The 18,345-nt window shown below is 71.7% G+C and carries 17 protein-coding genes and 1 pseudogene; 17 read left to right on the top strand and 1 reads right to left on the bottom strand.

From position 1 onward, the window contains the following. Nucleotides 1–57 precede the first annotated feature (57 nt). The 4 genes from FRZ03_RS34675 to nusB all read left to right on the top strand — a co-directional run bounded on the left by FRZ03_RS34675 (nucleotide 58) and on the right by nusB (nucleotide 2,990). Nucleotides 58–741, top strand: coding sequence for an AAA family ATPase (locus FRZ03_RS34675; RefSeq protein WP_398661898.1), 684 nt, complete (start codon nucleotides 58–60; stop codon nucleotides 739–741). A gap of 97 nt (nucleotides 742–838) precedes the next feature. Then, nucleotides 839–1,948 carry an aminopeptidase P family protein gene (locus FRZ03_RS34670; protein WP_146469027.1) on the top strand — a complete coding sequence of 370 codons (1,110 nt, stop codon included), beginning with the start codon at nucleotides 839–841 and terminating at the stop codon, nucleotides 1,946–1,948. A gap of 44 nt (nucleotides 1,949–1,992) precedes the next feature. Then, the gene (gene efp, locus FRZ03_RS34665; protein WP_070030057.1) at nucleotides 1,993–2,559 is read left to right on the top strand and encodes an elongation factor P; all 567 of its coding nucleotides are present in this window, start codon (nucleotides 1,993–1,995) and stop codon (nucleotides 2,557–2,559) included. Nucleotides 2,560–2,561: 2 nt separating this feature from the next. Further along, a complete protein-coding gene (nusB, locus tag FRZ03_RS34660; RefSeq protein ID WP_046423695.1) occupies nucleotides 2,562–2,990 on the top strand; it encodes a transcription antitermination factor NusB in 429 nt (142 codons plus the stop codon). A 233-nt stretch (nucleotides 2,991–3,223) separates the two neighbouring features. Here nusB and bldD read toward each other — a convergent pair whose 3' ends face one another. Then, nucleotides 3,224–3,727, bottom strand: a complete 504-nt coding sequence (gene bldD, locus FRZ03_RS34655) for a transcriptional regulator BldD (RefSeq protein WP_014671524.1) — start codon at nucleotides 3,725–3,727, stop codon at nucleotides 3,224–3,226. A 252-nt stretch (nucleotides 3,728–3,979) separates the two neighbouring features. Here bldD and pyrR point away from each other — a divergent pair, with 252 nt between their 5' ends. From pyrR to FRZ03_RS34590, 13 genes and pseudogenes are all read left to right on the top strand, one after another. Beyond that, nucleotides 3,980–4,552 carry a bifunctional pyr operon transcriptional regulator/uracil phosphoribosyltransferase PyrR gene (gene pyrR / locus FRZ03_RS34650; protein WP_070030056.1) on the top strand — a complete coding sequence of 191 codons (573 nt, stop codon included), beginning with the start codon at nucleotides 3,980–3,982 and terminating at the stop codon, nucleotides 4,550–4,552. Nucleotides 4,553–4,641: 89 nt separating this feature from the next. Continuing rightward, the gene (locus FRZ03_RS34645; protein ID WP_146469026.1) at nucleotides 4,642–5,616 is read left to right on the top strand and encodes an aspartate carbamoyltransferase catalytic subunit; all 975 of its coding nucleotides are present in this window, start codon (nucleotides 4,642–4,644) and stop codon (nucleotides 5,614–5,616) included. A 4-nt stretch (nucleotides 5,617–5,620) separates the two neighbouring features. Then, complete coding sequence (locus tag FRZ03_RS34640) at nucleotides 5,621–6,907, top strand: dihydroorotase (RefSeq protein ID WP_146469025.1); 1,287 nt, start codon at nucleotides 5,621–5,623, stop codon at nucleotides 6,905–6,907. Then, nucleotides 6,904–7,464: a PH-like domain-containing protein gene (locus FRZ03_RS34635; protein ID WP_146469024.1), complete on the top strand. Its 561-nt coding sequence runs from the start codon at nucleotides 6,904–6,906 to the stop codon at nucleotides 7,462–7,464. Before FRZ03_RS34640 ends, FRZ03_RS34635 begins: the two co-directional genes overlap by 4 nt. Beyond that, the gene (gene carA / locus FRZ03_RS34630) at nucleotides 7,461–8,603 is read left to right on the top strand and encodes a glutamine-hydrolyzing carbamoyl-phosphate synthase small subunit (RefSeq protein ID WP_146469023.1); all 1,143 of its coding nucleotides are present in this window, start codon (nucleotides 7,461–7,463) and stop codon (nucleotides 8,601–8,603) included. Before FRZ03_RS34635 ends, carA begins: the two co-directional genes overlap by 4 nt. Next, nucleotides 8,596–11,904: a carbamoyl-phosphate synthase large subunit gene (gene carB / locus FRZ03_RS34625; RefSeq protein ID WP_146469022.1), complete on the top strand. Its 3,309-nt coding sequence runs from the start codon at nucleotides 8,596–8,598 to the stop codon at nucleotides 11,902–11,904. The genes carA and carB overlap by 8 nt, the downstream gene beginning before the upstream one ends. An 86-nt stretch (nucleotides 11,905–11,990) precedes the next feature. Then, nucleotides 11,991–13,097: a quinone-dependent dihydroorotate dehydrogenase gene (locus tag FRZ03_RS34620; protein ID WP_146469021.1), complete on the top strand. Its 1,107-nt coding sequence runs from the start codon at nucleotides 11,991–11,993 to the stop codon at nucleotides 13,095–13,097. Beyond that, nucleotides 13,094–13,939, top strand: a complete 846-nt coding sequence (pyrF, locus tag FRZ03_RS34615) for an orotidine-5'-phosphate decarboxylase (protein WP_146469020.1) — start codon at nucleotides 13,094–13,096, stop codon at nucleotides 13,937–13,939. The genes FRZ03_RS34620 and pyrF overlap by 4 nt, the downstream gene beginning before the upstream one ends. Nucleotides 13,940–14,240: 301 nt before the next feature. Next, the gene (locus FRZ03_RS34610) at nucleotides 14,241–14,564 is read left to right on the top strand and encodes an integration host factor (protein ID WP_037651003.1); all 324 of its coding nucleotides are present in this window, start codon (nucleotides 14,241–14,243) and stop codon (nucleotides 14,562–14,564) included. Nucleotides 14,565–14,625: 61 nt separating this feature from the next. Then, nucleotides 14,626–15,183 (top strand): guanylate kinase, encoded by a 558-nt coding sequence (gene gmk, locus FRZ03_RS34605; protein WP_146469019.1) that lies wholly within the window; start codon nucleotides 14,626–14,628, stop codon nucleotides 15,181–15,183. A 53-nt stretch (nucleotides 15,184–15,236) separates the two neighbouring features. Next, nucleotides 15,237–15,509: a DNA-directed RNA polymerase subunit omega gene (gene rpoZ, locus FRZ03_RS34600; protein WP_005319902.1), complete on the top strand. Its 273-nt coding sequence runs from the start codon at nucleotides 15,237–15,239 to the stop codon at nucleotides 15,507–15,509. 102 nt (nucleotides 15,510–15,611) lie between these two features. After that, a pseudogene (coaBC, locus tag FRZ03_RS34595) lies at nucleotides 15,612–16,799 on the top strand (bifunctional phosphopantothenoylcysteine decarboxylase/phosphopantothenate--cysteine ligase CoaBC); the annotation flags it as partial. Continuing rightward, the gene (locus FRZ03_RS34590; RefSeq protein ID WP_398661855.1) at nucleotides 16,786–18,303 is read left to right on the top strand and encodes a primosome assembly protein PriA; all 1,518 of its coding nucleotides are present in this window, start codon (nucleotides 16,786–16,788) and stop codon (nucleotides 18,301–18,303) included. The pseudogene coaBC and the gene FRZ03_RS34590, both read left to right, overlap by 14 nt. Nucleotides 18,304–18,345: the final 42 nt, after the last annotated feature.

Genomic DNA, 18,345 nt, shown 5'->3' with positions numbered 1-18,345 from the left:
GAGGTCGGGTGGTCGGGTGGGCGCGGACGGGCGTCCGCCGGGAACGGGGCCGCACGGGTGTGGCCCGGGCCGGCGGGACCGACTAGCAGTAGGGCCAGGGGGGGGGTCGTGGGATCGGGCACCGTGGTGCCGGTGGGGGCCGCGGAGTCCAGGCGGACCGCCACCACGGTGCCCGATCCGACGACCACCACCCTGGCCGTACTGCTGATCGGTCCCGCCGGCGCGGGCAAGACCAGCGTGGCCCGCTACTGGGCGGACCGCCGCCGCGTCCCCACGGCCCACATCAGCCTGGACGACGTCCGCGAATGGGTGCGCTCCGGCTTCGCCGATCCCCAGTCCGGCTGGAACGACCACTCGGAGGCCCAGTACCGCCTGGCCCGCCGCACCTGTGGCTTCGCCGCGCGGAACTTCCTGGCCAACGGCATCTCGTGCATCCTGGACGACGCCGTCTTCCCGGACCGCCCGGTCGTCGGCCTCGGCGGCTGGAAGCGCCATGTGGGGCCCGGCCTGCTCCCGGTCGTGCTGCTGCCCGGCCTGGACGTCGTCCTGGAGCGCAACGCCGAACGCACCGGCAACCGCCGCCTCACCGACGAGGAGGTGGCGCGTATCCACGGCCGCATGGCCGGCTGGTACGGCTCGGGCCTCCCGATCATCGACAACTCGCAGCTGGACGTCCCGGGGACGGCACGCGTGCTGGACGAGGTCCTGGCGAGGGCGATAGCGAGCCCCCCGAGCTGGTGAGCGCCGGGCCGCCGGTCCGACCGCGCCGTACCGTCGGCCGAGCCCCACTCGGCCCCCAAAAACGGCACAAACGGCATAAAACTCCTACGCTCATCTCATGTCAGAGGTGTACGCGAACCGCCGATCCCGCTTGCGGGACCACTTCAACGCGGCCGGCACCGCGGCAGCGCTCGTCACCCGCCCCGCCAACGTGCGCTACCTCGCGGCCGCCGCCCCGCACGGCGCCGTCCTGCTCCTCGGCAGCCAGGAGGACCTTCTGGTCTGCTCGGGCCCGCCCGAGGACCGCCCCTTCGAGGGCCGCCCGGACGACGCCCTGCGGGTGCACGTCCTGCCCGTCCACGGCGGCGCCGACCCCGCCGTGACCGCCGCGGACCTCGCCCGGGGCCAGGGCGCGGACTCCCTCGCCGTCGAGGAACACCATCTGACGGTCAGCCGTCACCGGGCCATCGCCGCCGTCGCCCCCGCCCTGCGCCTCGGCGACGTGGGCGGCGCCGTGGAGCAGCTGCGGGTGGTCAAGGACGAGGAGGAGATCTCCTGTCTGCGGATCGGCGCCGAGATCGCCGACCAGGCCCTCGGGGAGCTGCTGGAGTCCATCCTGGTGGGGCGCACCGAACGGCACCTCGCGCTGGAGCTGGAGCGGCGCCTGGTCGACCACGGCGCCGACGGGCCGGCCTTCCCCACCTCCGTCGCCACCGGCCCGAACTCCGGCCGCCGCGGCCACCGGCCCACCGACCGGCGGGTGGAGGAGGGCGATTTCCTCTCCGTCTGCCTGGGCGCGACCTACCGGGGCTACCGCTGCGAGATCGGCCGTACCTTCGTCATCGGCACCTCCCCGGCGGACTGGCAGATCCAGCTGTACGACCTGGTCTTCTCCGCCCAGCGGGCCGGGCGGGAGGCCCTCGCGCCCGGCGCCGCCTACCGCGATGTGGACCGCGCGGCACGCCATGTACTGGACTCCGCGGGCTATGCGGAGGCCCTGCCACCGCTGACCGGGCACGGTGTCGGACTCGAAATCGACGAGGACCCGCAGTTGGCGCCCGCGGCCATGGGTAAACTGGACGCTTGCGTGCCGGTCACCGTCGAACCGGGGGTCCACCTCCCGGGCCGGGGCGGTGTCCGGATCGATGACACGCTCGTCGTGCGCCCCGAGGCGGACGGCGGACCCGAGCTACTCACCATCACGACCAAGGAGCTGCTCGCGCTGTAGCGCGTGACCCGGGGTCGTACGTCAGTCCAGGAGATTCCGCAACCGTGGCTTCCACGAACGACCTCAAGAACGGCATGGTGCTCAAGCTCGAAGGCGGCCAGCTCTGGTCCGTCGTCGAGTTCCAGCACGTCAAGCCCGGCAAGGGCCCGGCCTTCGTGCGCACCAAGCTCAAGAACGTGCTGTCCGGCAAGGTCGTCGACAAGACCTTCAACGCCGGCGTCAAGGTCGAGACGGCCACTGTCGACAAGCGCGACATGCAGTTCTCGTACATGGACGGCGACTACTTCGTCTTCATGGACATGGAGACCTACGACCAGCTGATGGTCGACCGCAAGGCCGTCGGCGACGCCGCCAACTTCCTGATCGAGGGCTTCACCGCCACCGTCGCGCAGCACGAGGGCGAGGTGCTCTTCGTGGAGCTGCCGGCCGCCGTCGAGCTGACCGTCCAGGAGACCGAGCCGGGCGTCCAGGGCGACCGCTCCACCGGTGGCACCAAGCCCGCCACCCTGGAGACCGGCCACCAGATCCAGGTCCCGCTCTTCATCACCACCGGTGAGAAGATCAAGGTCGACACCCGTACGAGCGACTACCTCGGCCGGGTGAACAGCTAACCGTGGCTGCCCGCAACACGGCCCGCAAGCGCGCCTTCCAGATCCTCTTCGAGGGCGACCAGCGCGGCGCCGACGTCCTGACGGTCCTCGCCGACTGGGTCCGGCTGTCCCGGTCCGACACCCGGCAGCCGCCGGTCAGCGAGTACACGATGCAGCTGGTCGAGGGCTACGCCGAGCACGCGCGGCGCATCGACGAGCTGATCGCCCAGTACGCGGTCGGGTGGACGCTCGACCGGATGCCGGTCGTGGACCGCAACATCCTGCGGCTGGGCGCGTACGAGCTGATCTGGGTCGACGAGACCCCGGACGCCGTCGTCCTGGACGAGATGGTGCAGCTGGCGAAGGAGTTCTCGACCGACGAGTCGCCCTCGTTCGTCAACGGTCTGCTGGGGCGGCTCAAGGAGCTGAAGCCTTCGCTGCGCCGGGCCTAGCCGTCATCGGCTCGACCGGCTCGACCGAACCGCGACAGGGGCGCGGGTGACCGTGAGACGGCGGCCGCGGGTGCTCCGCGGCCCGTCGCGCGGTCCCCGCGTCCCTGAGGTGTTTCGTGCCCCAGGCGTCGGGAGGCCGACCGGAGCAGGCCTGAGAAAACACCGCCGGGGTGGCCGGAACCGTAAAGTTCCGGCCACCCCGGCGACACGTTTCTGCTGGCAGGTCTACGCCGTCACGCCTCTTCGTGCGTGGCGACCGCGCGGCGCGCGTCCGCGTCCAGCACGCCCCAGCTGATCAGCTGCTCGGTGAGGACCGAGGGGGACTGGTCGTAGATGACGGCGAGTGTGCGCAGGTCGTCCTGGCGGATGGAGAGGACCTTGCCGTTGTAGTCGCCGCGCTGGGACTGGATCGTCGCCGCGTAGCGCTGCAAGGGGCCCGCCTTCTCGGCCGGCACGGTGGCCAGCCGCTCCAGGTCGAGGACCAGCTTCGGCGGCGGCTCGGCGGCACCGCCCGGCGTGGTGCCCGGCAGAAGCTCCTGCACCGGAACGCCATAGAAATCGGCCAGCTCGGCGAGGCGCTGCACGGTCACGGCACGGTCGCCGCGCTCGTACGAGCCCACCACCACGGCCTTCCAGCGACCCTGGGACTTCTCCTCGACACCGTGGAGGGAAAGGCCCTGCTGGGTGCGGATGGCCCGGAGCTTGGCCCCGAGCTGTTTGGCGTATTCGCTGGACATATAGCTCCCCGGACACTGTGCCGACGCGGCCGGCTGTCTTCCCGCCGCGCGATTTGGTAACTCACTGTGAGGTTACGCAGCGTGACTCTTCTGCGTCAAGCCGAATGAGCCACCCCGACGCTTCCGTGGTAGCGATGTCCGATTAGGCCAAGCGGGTGACACGACCCCGGCCGATGACCTGCTACCGTAGATGGCGCAATTCCGACGTCCTTTAAGGTCCGTCCCGTGAGGCGGAGAAGGAGGTCCGTTTTTATGGACACGCACGCCCATGAGCATGCGACCGATGCCCGGCCCGTCCTCGAGGGTCCCGACATCGCGCGGGTCATGACCCGCATCGCCCACGAGATCGTCGAGCGCGCCAAGGGCGCCGACGACGTGGTGCTCCTCGGCATCCCCACCCGCGGCGTCTTCCTCGCCCAGCGGCTGGCCGCCAAGCTCGCGCAGATCACCGACCGCACGATCCCGGTCGGCTCCCTCGACATCACCATGTACCGCGACGACCTGCGCATGCACCCGCCGCGTGCGCTGGCCCGCACCGAGATCCCCGGTGACGGCATCGACGGCAAGCTGGTCGTCCTCGTCGACGACGTGCTCTTCTCCGGCCGCACCATCCGCGCCGCCCTCGACGCCCTGAACGACATCGGGCGCCCGCGCGCGGTGCAGCTCGCCGTCCTGGTCGACCGCGGCCACCGCGAACTGCCGATCCGCGCCGACTACGTCGGCAAGAACCTCCCCACGTCGCTGCGGGAGACGGTCAAGGTCCAGCTCGCCGAGGAGGACGGTCGCGACACCGTGCTGCTCGGTGTGAAGCCGGCCGACCAGTAGCAAGTCAGGCGCACAAGGGTCGCTTCGGCGTACCCGCGGTCGCCTCGGTTTGCCCCAATCCTCCCGAACTGCTTTACGGAGCCTGACAGATGCAGCGTCATCTCATCTCGGCCGCCGACCTCACCCGCGACGACGCCGTCCTGATCCTCGACACCGCCGAGGAGATGGCCCGGGTCGCCGACCGGCCGATCAAGAAGCTGCCGACCCTGCGCGGCCGCACCGTCGTCAACCTCTTCTTCGAGGACTCCACGCGCACCCGGATCTCCTTCGAGGCCGCCGAGAAGCGCCTGTCCGCGGACGTCATCAACTTCTCCGCCAAGGGGTCGAGCGTGTCCAAGGGCGAGTCCCTGAAGGACACCGCCCAGACCCTGGAGGCGATGGGCGTCGACGCCGTCGTCATCCGGCACGGCGCCTCCGGCGCGCCCTACCGCCTCGCCACCTCCGGCTGGATCGACGCCGCCGTGATCAACGCGGGCGACGGCACCCACCAGCACCCCACCCAGGCCCTGCTGGACGCCTTCACCATGCGCCGCCGCCTGGTCGGCCGGGACGCCGGGCTCGGCCAGGACCTGGCCGGCAAGCGGATCACCCTCGTCGGCGACGTCCTGCACAGCCGGGTCGCCCGCTCCAACGTCGATCTGCTGCACACCCTCGGCGCCGAGGTCACCCTGGTCGCCCCGCCCACCCTGCTCCCGGTCGGCGTCGAGTCCTGGCCCTGCGCGGTCTCCTACGACCTCGACAGCACGCTGCCCAAGTCCGACGCGGTGATGATGCTGCGGGTCCAGCGCGAGCGGATGAACGCCGCGTTCTTCCCCACCGAGCGCGAGTACTCCCGGCGCTACGGCCTCGACGGTGACCGCATGGCCAGGCTGCCCGAGCACGCCATCGTGATGCACCCCGGCCCGATGGTGCGCGGCATGGAGATCACCGCCGAGGTCGCCGACTCCGACCGCTGCACCGCCGTGGAGCAGGTCGCCAACGGCGTGTCCATCCGGATGGCCGTCCTGTACCTGCTGCTCGGCGGCAACGAGCCCGCCGCCGCCAACCGCACTGAGGAGAAGTAAGAACATGAGCAAGACCCTGATCCGCGGTGCGAAGGTGCTCGGCGGCGAGCCGCAGGACGTGCTGATCGACGGCGGGACCATCGCCGAGGTGGGCACCGCTCTGAGCGTCGAGGGCGCCGAGGTGGTCGAGGCCGGCGGCAAGGTGCTGCTGCCGGGCCTGGTCGACCTGCACACCCACCTGCGCGAGCCCGGCCGCGAGGACTCCGAGACCGTGCTCACCGGCACCCGCGCGGCCGCGAGCGGCGGCTACACCGCCGTGTTCGCCATGGCCAACACCTTCCCCGTCGCCGACACCGCCGGCGTGGTCGAGCAGGTCTGGCGGCTCGGCAAGGAGCACGGCTACTGCGACGTCCGGCCCATCGGCGCCGTCACCGTCGGCCTGGAGGGCAAGAAGCTCGCCGAACTGGGCGCCATGCACGAGTCGGCCGCCGGGGTCACCGTCTTCTCGGACGACGGCAAGTGCGTGGACGACGCGGTGATCATGCGCCGTGCCCTGGAGTACGTGAAGGCGTTCGACGGCGTCGTCGCCCAGCACGCCCAGGAGCCGCGGCTGACCGAGGGCGCCCAGATGAACGAGGGCGTCGTCTCCGCCGAACTGGGCCTGGGCGGCTGGCCGGCCGTCGCCGAGGAGTCGATCATCGCCCGCGACGTCCTGCTCGCCGAGCACGTCGGCTCCCGCGTCCACATCTGCCACCTGTCGACCGCCGGTTCCGTCGAGATCGTCCGCTGGGCCAAGTCCCGCGGCATCCAGGTCACCGCCGAGGTCACCCCGCACCACCTGCTGCTCACCGACGAACTGGTGCGCACCTACGACCCCGTCTACAAGGTCAACCCGCCGCTGCGCACCGAGCGCGACGTCATGGCCCTGCGCGAGGCGCTCGCCGACGGCACCATCGACATCGTCGCCACCGACCACGCCCCGCACCCGCACGAGGACAAGGACTGCGAGTGGGCGGCGGCCGCCATGGGCATGGTCGGCCTGGAGACGGCGCTGTCGGTGGTCCAGGAGACGATGGTCGACACGGGCCTGCTGGACTGGGCCGGCGTCGCCGACCGGATGTCCGTCAAGCCCGCGCTGATCGGACGGGCCCTCGGCCACGGTCGTCCCGTCTCGGCCGGTGAGCCTGCCAACCTCACCCTGGTCGACACCGCATACCGTGGCCAGGTGGACCCCGCGGGCTTCGCCTCGCGCAGCCGCAACACCCCCTACCAGGGACGCGAGCTGCCGGGCCGTGTGACGCACACGTGGCTGCGGGGCAAGGCCACGCTCGTCGACGGGAAGCTCACGTGACACCTGTAAACCTCCTGGCCGAGGCCCAGAGATCAGCCTCGGTCACCGACTGGCCGGCCCGGATCGGCTGGCTCGTCGGACTCCTGCTCTTCATCGCGCTGGTCTACTGGCTGATGCGCGAGGGCTGGAAATGGCGCGGCACCCTCCAGAGCGACATCCCGGAGCTGCCCGCCGTGCCCGAGGAGTCCGGCCCGGTGAAACTGAGCATGAGCGGCCGCTACCACGGCTCCACCACCGCCGGGCAGTGGCTGGACCGCATCGTGGCCCACGGCCTGGGCACCCGCAGCCTGGCCCGGCTCACCCTGACCGACGCGGGCCTGGAGGTCGAACGCCCCGGCGCGAACGACTTCTTCATCCCCGCCGCGGCCCTGCGCGAGGCCCGGCTCGACAAGGGCATCGCCGGCAAGGTCCTCACCGAGGGCGGACTGCTGGTGGTGACCTGGGCGCACGGCGACAAACTGATCGACTCCGGCTTCCGCTCCGACCACGCGGCCGAGCACCCGGAATGGGTCGACACCTTGAACCACATGATCAACGACACGGAAGGCGCACGATGACGACCTCCACCAGGGGAGCCGCGAAGACTCCCGCCGTACTCGTCCTGGAGGACGGCCGCACCTTCCGCGGCCGCGCCTACGGGGCCGTGGGGGAGACCTTCGGCGAGGCCGTGTTCTCCACCGGCATGACCGGCTACCAGGAGACCCTGACCGACCCGTCGTACGACCGCCAGATCGTCGTCGCCACCGCCCCGCAGATCGGCAACACCGGCTGGAACGACGAGGACGACGAGTCGGCCCGCATCTGGGTCTCCGGCTACGTGGTCCGCGACCCCGCGCGGGTGCCGTCCAACTGGCGCTCCCGGCGCTCCCTGGACGACGAGCTGGAGCGGCAGGGCGTGGTCGGCATCTCCGGCATCGACACCCGCGCCCTCACCCGCCACCTGCGCGAGCGCGGCTCCATGCGGGCCGGCATCTTCTCCGGCGAGGCGATCGCCGCCGACGCCGAGCTGCTGGCGCGGGTCCAGGCCCAGCCCCAGATGAAGGGCGCGAGCCTCTACGAGGAGGTCGCGACCAAGGAGGCGTACGTCGTCCCCGCGGTCGGCGAGAAGAAGTTCACCGTCGCCGCGATCGACCTCGGCATCAAGGGCATGACCCCGCAGCGGATGGCCGAGCGCGGCATCGAGGTGCACGTGCTGCCCGCCACCGCCACCGCCGAGGAGGTCTACGCCGTGGACCCGGACGGCGTGTTCTTCTCCAACGGCCCCGGCGACCCCGCCACCGCCGACGGCCCGGTCGCCCTGATGACCGCCGTCCTGGAGCGCCGCACGCCGCTGTTCGGCATCTGCTTCGGCAACCAGATCCTCGGCCGCGCCCTCGGCTTCGGCACCTACAAGCTGAAGTACGGCCACCGGGGCATCAACCAGCCGGTCCAGGACCGCACCACCGGCAAGGTCGAGGTCACCGCGCACAACCACGGCTTCGCCGTCGACGCGCCCCTCGACAAGGTCAGCGAGACCGAGTTCGGCCGCGCCGAGGTCTCGCACGTCTGCCTGAACGACAACGTCGTGGAGGGGCTCCAGCTGCTCGACCAGCCCGCCTTCTCCGTCCAGTACCACCCCGAAGCGGCGGCCGGACCGCACGACGCCGCCTACCTGTTCGACCGCTTCGTTTCCCTGATGGAGGGCCAGCGTGCCTAAGCGCACCGATATCCAGTCCGTCCTGGTCATCGGCTCCGGCCCGATCGTCATCGGCCAGGCCGCCGAGTTCGACTACTCCGGCACCCAGGCGTGCCGCGTGCTCAAGGCCGAAGGCCTGCGCGTCATCCTCGTCAACTCCAACCCGGCGACGATCATGACCGACCCGGAGATCGCCGACGCCACCTACGTCGAGCCGATCACCCCGGAGTTCGTCGAGAAGATCATCGCCAAGGAGCGTCCCGACGCCCTGCTGCCCACCCTGGGCGGCCAGACGGCCCTGAACACCGCCATCTCGCTGCACGAGAACGGCGTTCTGGACAAGTACGGCGTCGAGCTGATCGGCGCCAAGCCCGAGGCCATCCACAAGGGCGAGGACCGCGACCTGTTCAAGGAGGTCGTGGAGGAGGTCCGGCGCAAGATCGGGTACGGCGAGTCCGCCCGCTCGGTGATCTGCCACTCCATGGACGACGTCATGAAGGGCGTGGAGACGCTCGGCGGCTACCCGGTCGTCGTGCGCCCCTCCTTCACCATGGGCGGCGCCGGCTCCGGCTTCGCCCACGACGAGGAGGAGCTGCGCCGCATCGCCGGCCAGGGCCTCACCCTCTCGCCGACCACCGAGGTGCTCCTGGAGGAGTCCATCCTCGGCTGGAAGGAGTACGAGCTGGAGCTGATGCGCGACAAGAACGACAACGTCGTGGTCGTCTGCTCCATCGAGAACTTCGACCCCATGGGCGTGCACACCGGTGACTCGATCACCGTGGCGCCCGCGATGACGCTCACCGACCGCGAGTACCAGATCCTGCGCGACATCGGCATCGCCGTGATCCGCGAGGTCGGCGTCGACACGGGCGGCTGCAACATCCAGTTCGCGGTGGACCCCGCGGACGGCCGGGTGATCGTCATCGAGATGAACCCGCGCGTGTCGCGTTCCTCGGCGCTCGCCTCCAAGGCGACCGGCTTCCCGATCGCGAAGATCGCCGCCAAGCTGGCCGTCGGCTACACCCTGGACGAGATCCCGAACGACATCACCCAGGAGACCCCGGCCTCCTTCGAGCCCACGCTCGACTACGTGGTCGTCAAGGCACCGCGCTTCGCGTTCGAGAAGTTCCCGCAGGCCGACTCCACGCTGACCACCACCATGAAGTCGGTCGGCGAGGCCATGGCCATCGGCCGCAACTTCCCCGAGGCCTTCCAGAAGGCGCTGCGCTCGCTGGAGAAGAAGGGCAGCCAGTTCACCTTCGTCGGCGAGCCCGGCGACAAGGAGACCCTGCTGCGCGAGGCCGTACGGCCCACCGACGGCCGGATCAACACCGTCATGCAGGCCATCCGGGCCGGGGCCACCCCCGAGGAGGTCTTCGAGTACACGAGGATCGACCCCTGGTTCGTGGACCAGCTCTTCCTCATCAAGGAGATCGCGGACGGGCTGGCCGAGGCCCCCGAGCTGACCGGCGACCTGCTCGCCGAGGCCAAGCGGCACGGCTTCTCCGACCAGCAGGTCGCCGAGATCCGCGGACTGCGCGAGGACGTCGTCCGCGAGGTCCGGCACGCCTTCGGCATCCGCCCGGTCTACAAGACGGTCGACACGTGCGCCGCCGAGTTCGCCGCGAAGACGCCGTACTTCTACTCCGCCTACGACGAGGAGTCGGAGGTCGCTCCGCGCGAGAAGCCGGCCGTCATCATCCTGGGCTCCGGCCCCAACCGCATCGGCCAGGGCATCGAGTTCGACTACTCCTGCGTGCACGCCTCCTTCGCGCTGTCCGACGCCGGGTACGAGACCGTGATGGTCAACTGCAACCCGGAGACCGTCTCCACCGACTACGACACCTCCGACCGGCTGTACTTCGAGCCGCTCACCCTGGAGGACGTGCTGGAGATCGTCCACGCCGAGCAGCAGGCCGGCCCGGTGGCGGGCGTGGTCGTCCAGCTCGGCGGCCAGACCCCGCTGGGCCTCGCGCAGGCCCTGAAGGACAACGGCGTGCCGGTCGTGGGCACCTCCCCGGAGGCCATCCACGCCGCCGAGGACCGCGGCGCCTTCGGCCGGGTCCTCGCCGAGGCGGGCCTGCCGGCCCCGAAGCACGGCACCGCCACCACCTTCGAGGGCGCCAAGGCCATCGCCGACGAGATCGGCTACCCGGTCCTGGTCCGGCCGTCGTACGTGCTCGGCGGGCGCGGCATGGAGATCGTCTACGACGAGACCCGCCTCGCCGCCTACATCGCCGAGTCCACCGAGATCAGCCCCTCCCGGCCGGTCCTGGTCGACCGCTTCCTCGACGACGCCATCGAGATCGACGTCGACGCCCTCTACGACGGCGAGGAGCTGTACCTCGGCGGCGTCATGGAGCACATCGAGGAGGCCGGCATCCACTCCGGCGACTCGGCGTGCGCCCTGCCCCCGATCACCCTCGGCGGCTTCGACATCAAGCGGCTGCGCGCCTCCACCGAGGCCATCGCCAAGGGCGTCGGGGTGCGCGGCCTGATCAACATCCAGTTCGCGATGGCCGGCGACATCCTCTACGTCCTGGAGGCCAACCCGCGCGCCTCCCGCACGGTCCCCTTCACCTCGAAGGCGACCGCGGTGCCGCTCGCCAAGGCCGCCGCCCGCATCTCGCTGGGCGCGACCATCGCCGAGCTGCGCGCCGAGGGGCTGCTGCCGAAGCAGGGCGACGGCGGCGAGCTGCCGCTGGACGCGCCGATCTCCGTCAAGGAGGCCGTGATGCCGTGGTCGCGCTTCCGCGACATCCAAGGCCGCGGCGTGGACACCGTGCTCGGCCCGGAGATGCGCTCCACCGGCGAGGTCATGGGCATCGACTCCGTCTTCGGCACGGCGTACGCCAAGTCGCAGGCGGGCGCCTACGGTCCGCTGCCCACCAAGGGCCGCGCGTTCATCTCGGTCGCCAACCGCGACAAGCGCTCGATGATCTTCCCGGCCCGCGAGCTGGTCGCCCACGGCTTCGAGCTGCTGGCCACCTCCGGCACCGCCGAGGTCCTCAAGCGCAACGGCATCAACGCCACCGTGGTGCGCAAGCAGTCCGAGGGCACCGGCCCGAACGGTGAGAAGACCATCGTCCAGCTCATCCACGACGGCGAGGTCGACCTCATCGTCAACACCCCGTACGGCACGGGTGGCCGCCTCGACGGCTACGACATCCGTACGGCCGCCGTCGCCCGCTCCGTGCCGTGCCTGACGACCGTCCAGGCGCTCGCCGCGGCCGTCCAGGGCATCGACGCCCTCAACCACGGCGACGTGGGCGTCCGCTCGCTCCAGGAACACGCGCGACACCTCACGGCAGCCCGCGACTAGCAGCCCCGAGGGGGACACCGGAAACGGTGTCCCCCTCTTCATGAGGACCCCACGGTCGTCATGAGGACCCCAGAGGACTCCCCCAGATGTACAAGCTGTTCTTCCGCCTGGTCTTCACCCGGATGGACCCCGAACAGGCCCACCACCTCGCCTTCCGCTGGATCCGGCTCGCCGCGCGCGTCCCGGTGCTGCGCACGTTCGTCGCGGCGGCCCTCGCCCCGCGTCACAAGGAGCTGCGCACCGAGGCCCTGGGGCTGCGGATGCACGGCCCCTTCGGGCTCGCGGCCGGCTTCGACAAGAACGCCGTGGCGATCGACGGGATGTCGATGCTGGGCTTCGACCACGTCGAGATCGGCACCGTCACCGGCGAGCCGCAGCCCGGCAACCCCAGGAAGCGGCTGTTCCGCCTCGTCGCGGACCGCGCGCTGATCAACCGCATGGGCTTCAACAACGACGGCTCGCTGACCGTGGCGGCCCGCCTGGCCACCCGCGAGCCCGTCTTCAAGACCGTGGTCGGCGTCAACATCGGCAAGACCAAGGTCGTCCCGGAGGCGGAGGCCGTCGCCGACTACGTGAAGTCCGCCGAGCGCCTCGCGCCGTACGCCGACTACCTGGTCGTCAACGTGTCCTCGCCGAACACGCCCGGCCTGCGCGACCTCCAGGCCGTCGACCATCTGCGTCCGCTGCTGACCGCCGTCCGCGAGGCCGCCGACCGCGTGGTCGCCAACCGACGCGTCCCGCTCCTGGTGAAGATCGCCCCCGACCTCGCCGACGAGGACGTCGACGCCGTCGCCGACCTGGCCGTGGAGCTGGGTCTTGACGGCATCATCGCCACCAACACCACCATCGCCCGCGAGGGCCTCGGCCTGAAGTCGCCTGCCGCCCTGGTGGGGGAGACCGGCGGCCTGTCCGGCGCGCCCCTCAAGGCCCGCTCCCTGGAGGTCCTGCGCCGCCTGTACGCCCGTGTGGGCGACCGGATCACCCTGGTGGGCGTCGGGGGCATCGAGACCGCCGAGGACGCCTGGGAGCGCATCCTGGCCGGCGCCACGCTGGTCCAGGGCTACAGCGCCTTCGTCTACCAGGGCCCCTTCTGGTGCCGCGCGATCCACAAGGGTCTCGCCGCCCGCCTGCGCACCAGCCCGTACGCCACCCTCGCCGACGCGGTCGGCGCCGACGTGAGGAAGTCCGCATGACCGCCCCGGAGCCCTTCGGCACCCGCCTGCGCCGCGCCATGGACGAGCGCGGCCCCCTGTGCGTCGGCATCGACCCGCACGCCTCCCTGCTCGCCGAGTGGGGCCTGGCCGACGACGTGGCCGGCCTGGAGCGGTTCAGCCGCACGGTCGTGGAGGCCCTGGCCGACCGGGTCGCCGTGCTGAAGCCGCAGAGCGCGTTCTTCGAGCGGTTCGGCTCGCGGGGCCTGGCCGTCCTGGAGAAGTCGGTCCAGGAGGCGCGCGCGGCCGGTGCCCTGGTCGTGATGGACGCCAAGCGCGGCGACATCGGCTCGACCATGGCGGCCTACGCCGAGGCCTTCCTGCGCCCGGACGCCCCGCTGTTCTCCGACGCGCTGACCGTCTCGCCGTACCTGGGCTACGGCTCGCTGGCCCCGGCCGTGACACTGGCCCGCGAGAGCGGCGCCGGACTGTTCGTGCTGGCGCTGACCTCGAACCCGGAGGGCGGCGAGGTGCAGCACGCGCTCCGCGCGGACGGCCGCAGCGTCGCGGCGACCGTGCTGGCCCACCTGACGGCCGAGAACGCGGGCCAGGAGCCGCTGGGCTCCTTCGGCGCGGTGGTCGGCGCCACGCTCGGCGACCTCTCGGGGTACGACCTGGACATCAACGGCCCGCTGCTCGCGCCCGGCATCGGCGCCCAGGGCGCGACCCCGGCCGACCTCCCGGGGGTCTTCGGGCCGGCCGTGCGCGACGTCGTGCCGAACGTCAGCCGGGGTGTGCTGCGTCACGGTCCCGACGTCGGGGCGCTGCGCGCGGCGGCCGGACGCTTCGCGGAGGAGATCCGCGCGGCCGTCGCCGGCGGCTGACCCCCTCCGGAGGTGCTCGGGTGAGCGGACCAGCGGCGACTTGAGTGTGAAGACATCCTCAAATCGAGGGCAATATGTCTGAAAAGTCGGGCCTGGCGGAGGCTGACCAGGACTTTTCCGCTGTTCTCGCTGACTCTGGCGGACTTGCCCGCTAGTCTCCGAGCAGTGGGGACACCTCCCACGCCCCTCACGGCAGTGGGGGAGAGCGGGCAAGCGTGTTGCTCGTGGCTCCCCAGGTGCGGGGCGACTAGGTTCCTCACCGGTCCGTATCCGACAGTTCGACATCCGAGGTGACGTAGGCGTGGCTCTTCCGCCCCTTACCCCTGAACAGCGCGCAGCCGCGCTCGAAAAGGCCGCCGCGGCTCGCCGGGAGCGGGCCGAGGTCAAGAATCGACTCAAGCACTCCGGCGCCTCCCTGCACGAGGTCATCAAGCAGGGCCAGGAGAACGACGTCATCGGCAAGATGAAGGTCTCCGCGCTGCTCGAGTCCATGCCGGGCGTGGGCAAGGTCCGCGCCAAGCAGATCATGGAGCGTCTGGGCATCTCCGAGAGCCGCCGTGTGCGGGGTCTCGGTTCCAACCAGATCGCTTCCCTGGAGCGTGAGTTCGGCAGCACCGGCGCCTGAGTCCGGGCCCGCGCCCGACCGGGAGTCCCGGGCACCCCGGGATTGCTGGAATAATCGCTGCATGAGTGAACGTCCGCGGCTGACCGTGCTCTCCGGCCCTTCGGGGGTCGGCAAGAGCACGGTCGTCGCCCATATGCGCAAGGAACACCCCGAGGTCTGGCTCTCGGTCTCGGCCACCACCCGCAAGCCGCGCCCCGGTGAGCAGCACGGAGTCCACTACTTCTTCGTCACCGACGAGGAGATGGACAAGCTGATCGCCAACGGCGAGCTGCTGGAGTGGGCCGAGTTCGCCGGCAACCGCTACGGCACGCCCCGCGCGGCCGTCCTGGAGCGGCTGGAGAAGGGCGAGCCGGTGCTGCTGGAGATCGACCTCCAGGGCGCCCGCCAGGTCCGTGGGTCCATGTCGGAGGCCCGGCTGGTGTTCCTGGCTCCGCCCTCCTGGGAGGAGCTGGTGCGCAGGCTCACCGGCCGGGGCACCGAGCCGCCCGAGGTCATCGAGCGCCGTCTCGAAGCGGCCAGGACCGAACTGGCCGCCGAACCGGAGTTCGACGAGACCCTGGTCAACACCTCCGTCGAGGACGTGGCGCGTGAGCTGCTAGCCTTGATGGACGTTGTGTAATCGTGACGCTGATCACGATCTTTGATTCTTACCCATCCATCGGAAGGTAGAGCGTGTCCTCTTCCATCACCGCGCCCGAGGGCATCATCAACCCGCCGATCGACGAGCTTCTTGAGGCCACCGACTCGAAGTACAGCCTCGTGATCTACGCGGCCAAGCGTGCCCGCCAGATCAACGCGTACTACTCGCAGCTCGGCGAGGGTCTCCTTGAGTACGTCGGTCCGCTCGTCGACACCCACGTCCACGAGAAGCCGCTCTCGATCGCCCTGCGCGAGATCAACGCCGGTCTGCTGACCTCCGAGGCCATCGAGGGCCCCGCGCAGTAGTACGTTCAGACCGCGGATGCTTCGTCCACAGGCCCGGCAGTCCTGCTGCCGGGCCTGTGGTGTGTCATGGGTGTTGCAGGTTTTCCGGACCGAGGAGACATGGTGGACAAGCCGAGGGTGGTACTGGGCGTCAGCGGTGGCATCGCCGCCTACAAGGCCTGTGAGCTGCTGAGGAGGTTCACCGAGTCGGGCCATGACGTGCGCGTCGTACCCACCGCCTCCGCGCTGCGCTTCGTCGGCGCCGCCACCTTCTCCGCCCTGTCCGGCAACCCGGTCGCCACCGAGGTCTGGGACGACGTGCACCAGGTCCCGCACGTGCGCATCGGCCAGCACGCCGACCTGGTCGTGGTCGCCCCCGCCACCGCCGACATGCTCGCCAAGGCCGCCCACGGCCTGGCCGACGACCTGCTGACCAACACCCTGCTGACGGCCCGCTGCCCCGTCGTCTTCGCCCCCGCGATGCACACCGAGATGTGGGAGCACCCCGCCACCCAGGAGAACGTGGCCACGCTGCGCCGCCGCGGCGCCGTCGTCATCGAGCCCGCCGTCGGCCGCCTCACCGGCGTCGACACCGGCAAGGGCCGGCTGCCCGACCCGGCGGAGATCTTCGAGGTCTGCCGCCGGGTGCTGGCCCGCGGCGTCCAGGAGCCCGACCTGCGCGGCCGCCACGTGGTGGTCTCCGCGGGCGGCACCCGCGAGCCCCTGGACCCGGTGCGCTTCCTCGGCAACCGCTCCTCCGGCAAGCAGGGCTACGCCCTCGCCCGCACCGCCGCCGCCCGCGGCGCCCGGGTGACCCTGGTCGCGGCCAACACCGGCCTGCCCGACCCGGCGGGCGTGGACGTCGTCCGGGTCGGCACCGCCGTGCAGCTGCGCGAGGCCGTCCTCAAGGCGGCGGCCGACGCGGACGCCGTCGTCATGGCCGCGGCCGTCGCCGACTTCCGCCCCGCGGCCTACGCCACCGGCAAGATCAAGAAAAAGGACGACAAGGAGCCGGACCCCATCGTCCTGGTCCGCAACCCCGACATCCTCGCCGAGGTCTCCGCCGAACGGGCCAGGGCCGGACAGGTGATCGTGGGCTTCGCCGCCGAGACCGACGACGTCCTCGCCAACGGCCGCGCCAAGCTCGCCCGCAAGGGCTGTGACCTGCTCGTCGTCAACGAGGTGGGGGAGCGCAAGACCTTCGGCTCCGAGGAGAACGAGGCCGTCGTCCTGGGCGCGGTACGAGCACGGGAGCGCCTTCCTCCAGGCACTGGCCGCCGGCGGCGCCCCCCGCGCGGTGTGGCACGCACTGCCCGGGCCCCTGTGGAGCGAGGAGCTGGCCCGGGCCGTCGCCGCCACGCTCGCCTCGGGCCGCGGCGCCCTCGTCGTCGTACCCGACGGCCGCGCCGCCGCCCGTGTCGACGGCGCGCTGACCGCACTGCTGGGCCCGGGACGCCACGCCCTGCTCACCGCCGACGCCGGGCCCGAGAAGCGGTACGCGCAGTGGCTCGCGGTACGGCGCGGCTCCGTACGGGCCGTCGTCGGGACCCGGGCCGCCATGTTCGCGCCCGTGCGGGACCTCGGGCTCGTCGCGATCTGGGACGATGGCGACGACAGCCACAGCGAGCAGCACGCCCCGCAGCCGCACGCGCGCGACGTCCTGCTGCTGCGCGCCGCCCTCGACAAGTGCGCCTTCCTGCTCGGCGGTTTCTCCACCACGGTGGAGGCGGCCCAGCTGGTCGAGAGCGGCTGGGCGCGACCCCTGGTCGCCGGGCGGGAGCAGATACGGCGGTCCGCGCCGCTCGTGCGCACGGTCGGGGACGAGGACCTCGCCCGCGACGAGGCCGCCCGCGCCGCCCGGCTGCCCACCCTCGCCTGGCAGGCCGCCCGGGAGGGGCTGCGGCACGGCCCGGTGCTGGTCCAGGTGCCCCGCCGCGGGTACGCGCCGCGGATGGCCTGCGCCCAGTGCCGGGCCCCGGCCCGCTGCCGGCACTGCTCGGGGCCGCTCCAGGGCCAGGACGCGGGCGTGCTGCGCTGTGGCTGGTGCGGGCGGGAGGAAGGCGCCTGGCACTGTCCCGAGTGCGGCGGTTTCCGGCTGCGCGCGCAGGTGGTGGGCGCCCGCCGCACCGCCGAGGAGCTGGGCCGGGCCTTTCCCGCCGTGCCGGTGCGCACCTCGGGGCGCGAACACGTCCTGGACACCGTGCCGGGCACGCCCGCGCTGGTGGTGAGCACCCCGGGCGCCGAGCCGGTCGCCGAGGGCGGCTACGCGGCGGCGCTGCTGCTCGACGGCTGGGCCATGCTCGTACGACCCGATCTGCGGGCCGGTGAGGACGCGTTGCGGCGGTGGATCGCGGCGGGGGCGCTGGTCCGGCCGCAGGGCGAGGGGGGCACCGTGGTCGTGGTGGCCGAACCGACCCTGCGGCCCGTGCAGGCGCTGGTGCGCTGGGACCCCGTCGGGCATGCGCTGCGGGAGCTGGCCGAGCGGGCCGAACTCGGTTTCCCGCCGGTGTCCCGGATGGCGGCCGTGTCCGGCCCGCCCGAGGCCGTCGCGGAGTTCCTGGCCGCGGTCGAACTGCCGAGCGACGCCGAGGTGTTGGGGCCGGTGCCACTGCCGCCCGCGCCCCCCGGGGCACCGCGCAGGCCCGGTGCGGTGCCTCCCGGCGAGCACTGGGAGCGGGCCCTCGTACGCGTGCCCCCGGGCAGTGGCGCGGCGCTGGCCTCCGCCCTGAAGACCGCGCAGGCCGCGCGGATGGCCCGGGGGAGCGGAGAGACGGCGCGGGTGCGGGTGCGGATCGATCCGCCGGACATCGGGTGAGGGACGCGGGGTGTGCCGCTCCCGGCGCTCGGACGGCCCCTG

Source organism: Streptomyces misionensis, assembly GCF_007896895.1.
In the GTDB taxonomy this organism is placed as follows: Bacteria; Actinomycetota; Actinomycetes; order Streptomycetales; family Streptomycetaceae; genus Streptomyces; species Streptomyces misionensis_A.
This window is presented reverse-complemented; position numbering and strand designations above follow the sequence as displayed.

Coding starts and splice junctions, on each gene's coding strand:
- FRZ03_RS34645 (WP_146469026.1), top strand. CDS start 4,642: ATGCAGCGTCATCTCATCTCGGCCGCCGACCTCACCCGCGACGACGCC.
- gmk (WP_146469019.1), top strand. CDS start 14,626: ATGAGTGAACGTCCGCGGCTGACCGTGCTCTCCGGCCCTTCGGGGGTC.
- pyrR (WP_070030056.1), top strand. CDS start 3,980: ATGGACACGCACGCCCATGAGCATGCGACCGATGCCCGGCCCGTCCTC.
- FRZ03_RS34640 (WP_146469025.1), top strand. CDS start 5,621: ATGAGCAAGACCCTGATCCGCGGTGCGAAGGTGCTCGGCGGCGAGCCG.
- carA (WP_146469023.1), top strand. CDS start 7,461: ATGACGACCTCCACCAGGGGAGCCGCGAAGACTCCCGCCGTACTCGTC.
- bldD (WP_014671524.1), bottom strand. CDS start 3,727: ATGTCCAGCGAATACGCCAAACAGCTCGGGGCCAAGCTCCGGGCCATC.
- FRZ03_RS34620 (WP_146469021.1), top strand. CDS start 11,991: ATGTACAAGCTGTTCTTCCGCCTGGTCTTCACCCGGATGGACCCCGAA.
- pyrF (WP_146469020.1), top strand. CDS start 13,094: ATGACCGCCCCGGAGCCCTTCGGCACCCGCCTGCGCCGCGCCATGGAC.
- FRZ03_RS34670 (WP_146469027.1), top strand. CDS start 839: ATGTCAGAGGTGTACGCGAACCGCCGATCCCGCTTGCGGGACCACTTC.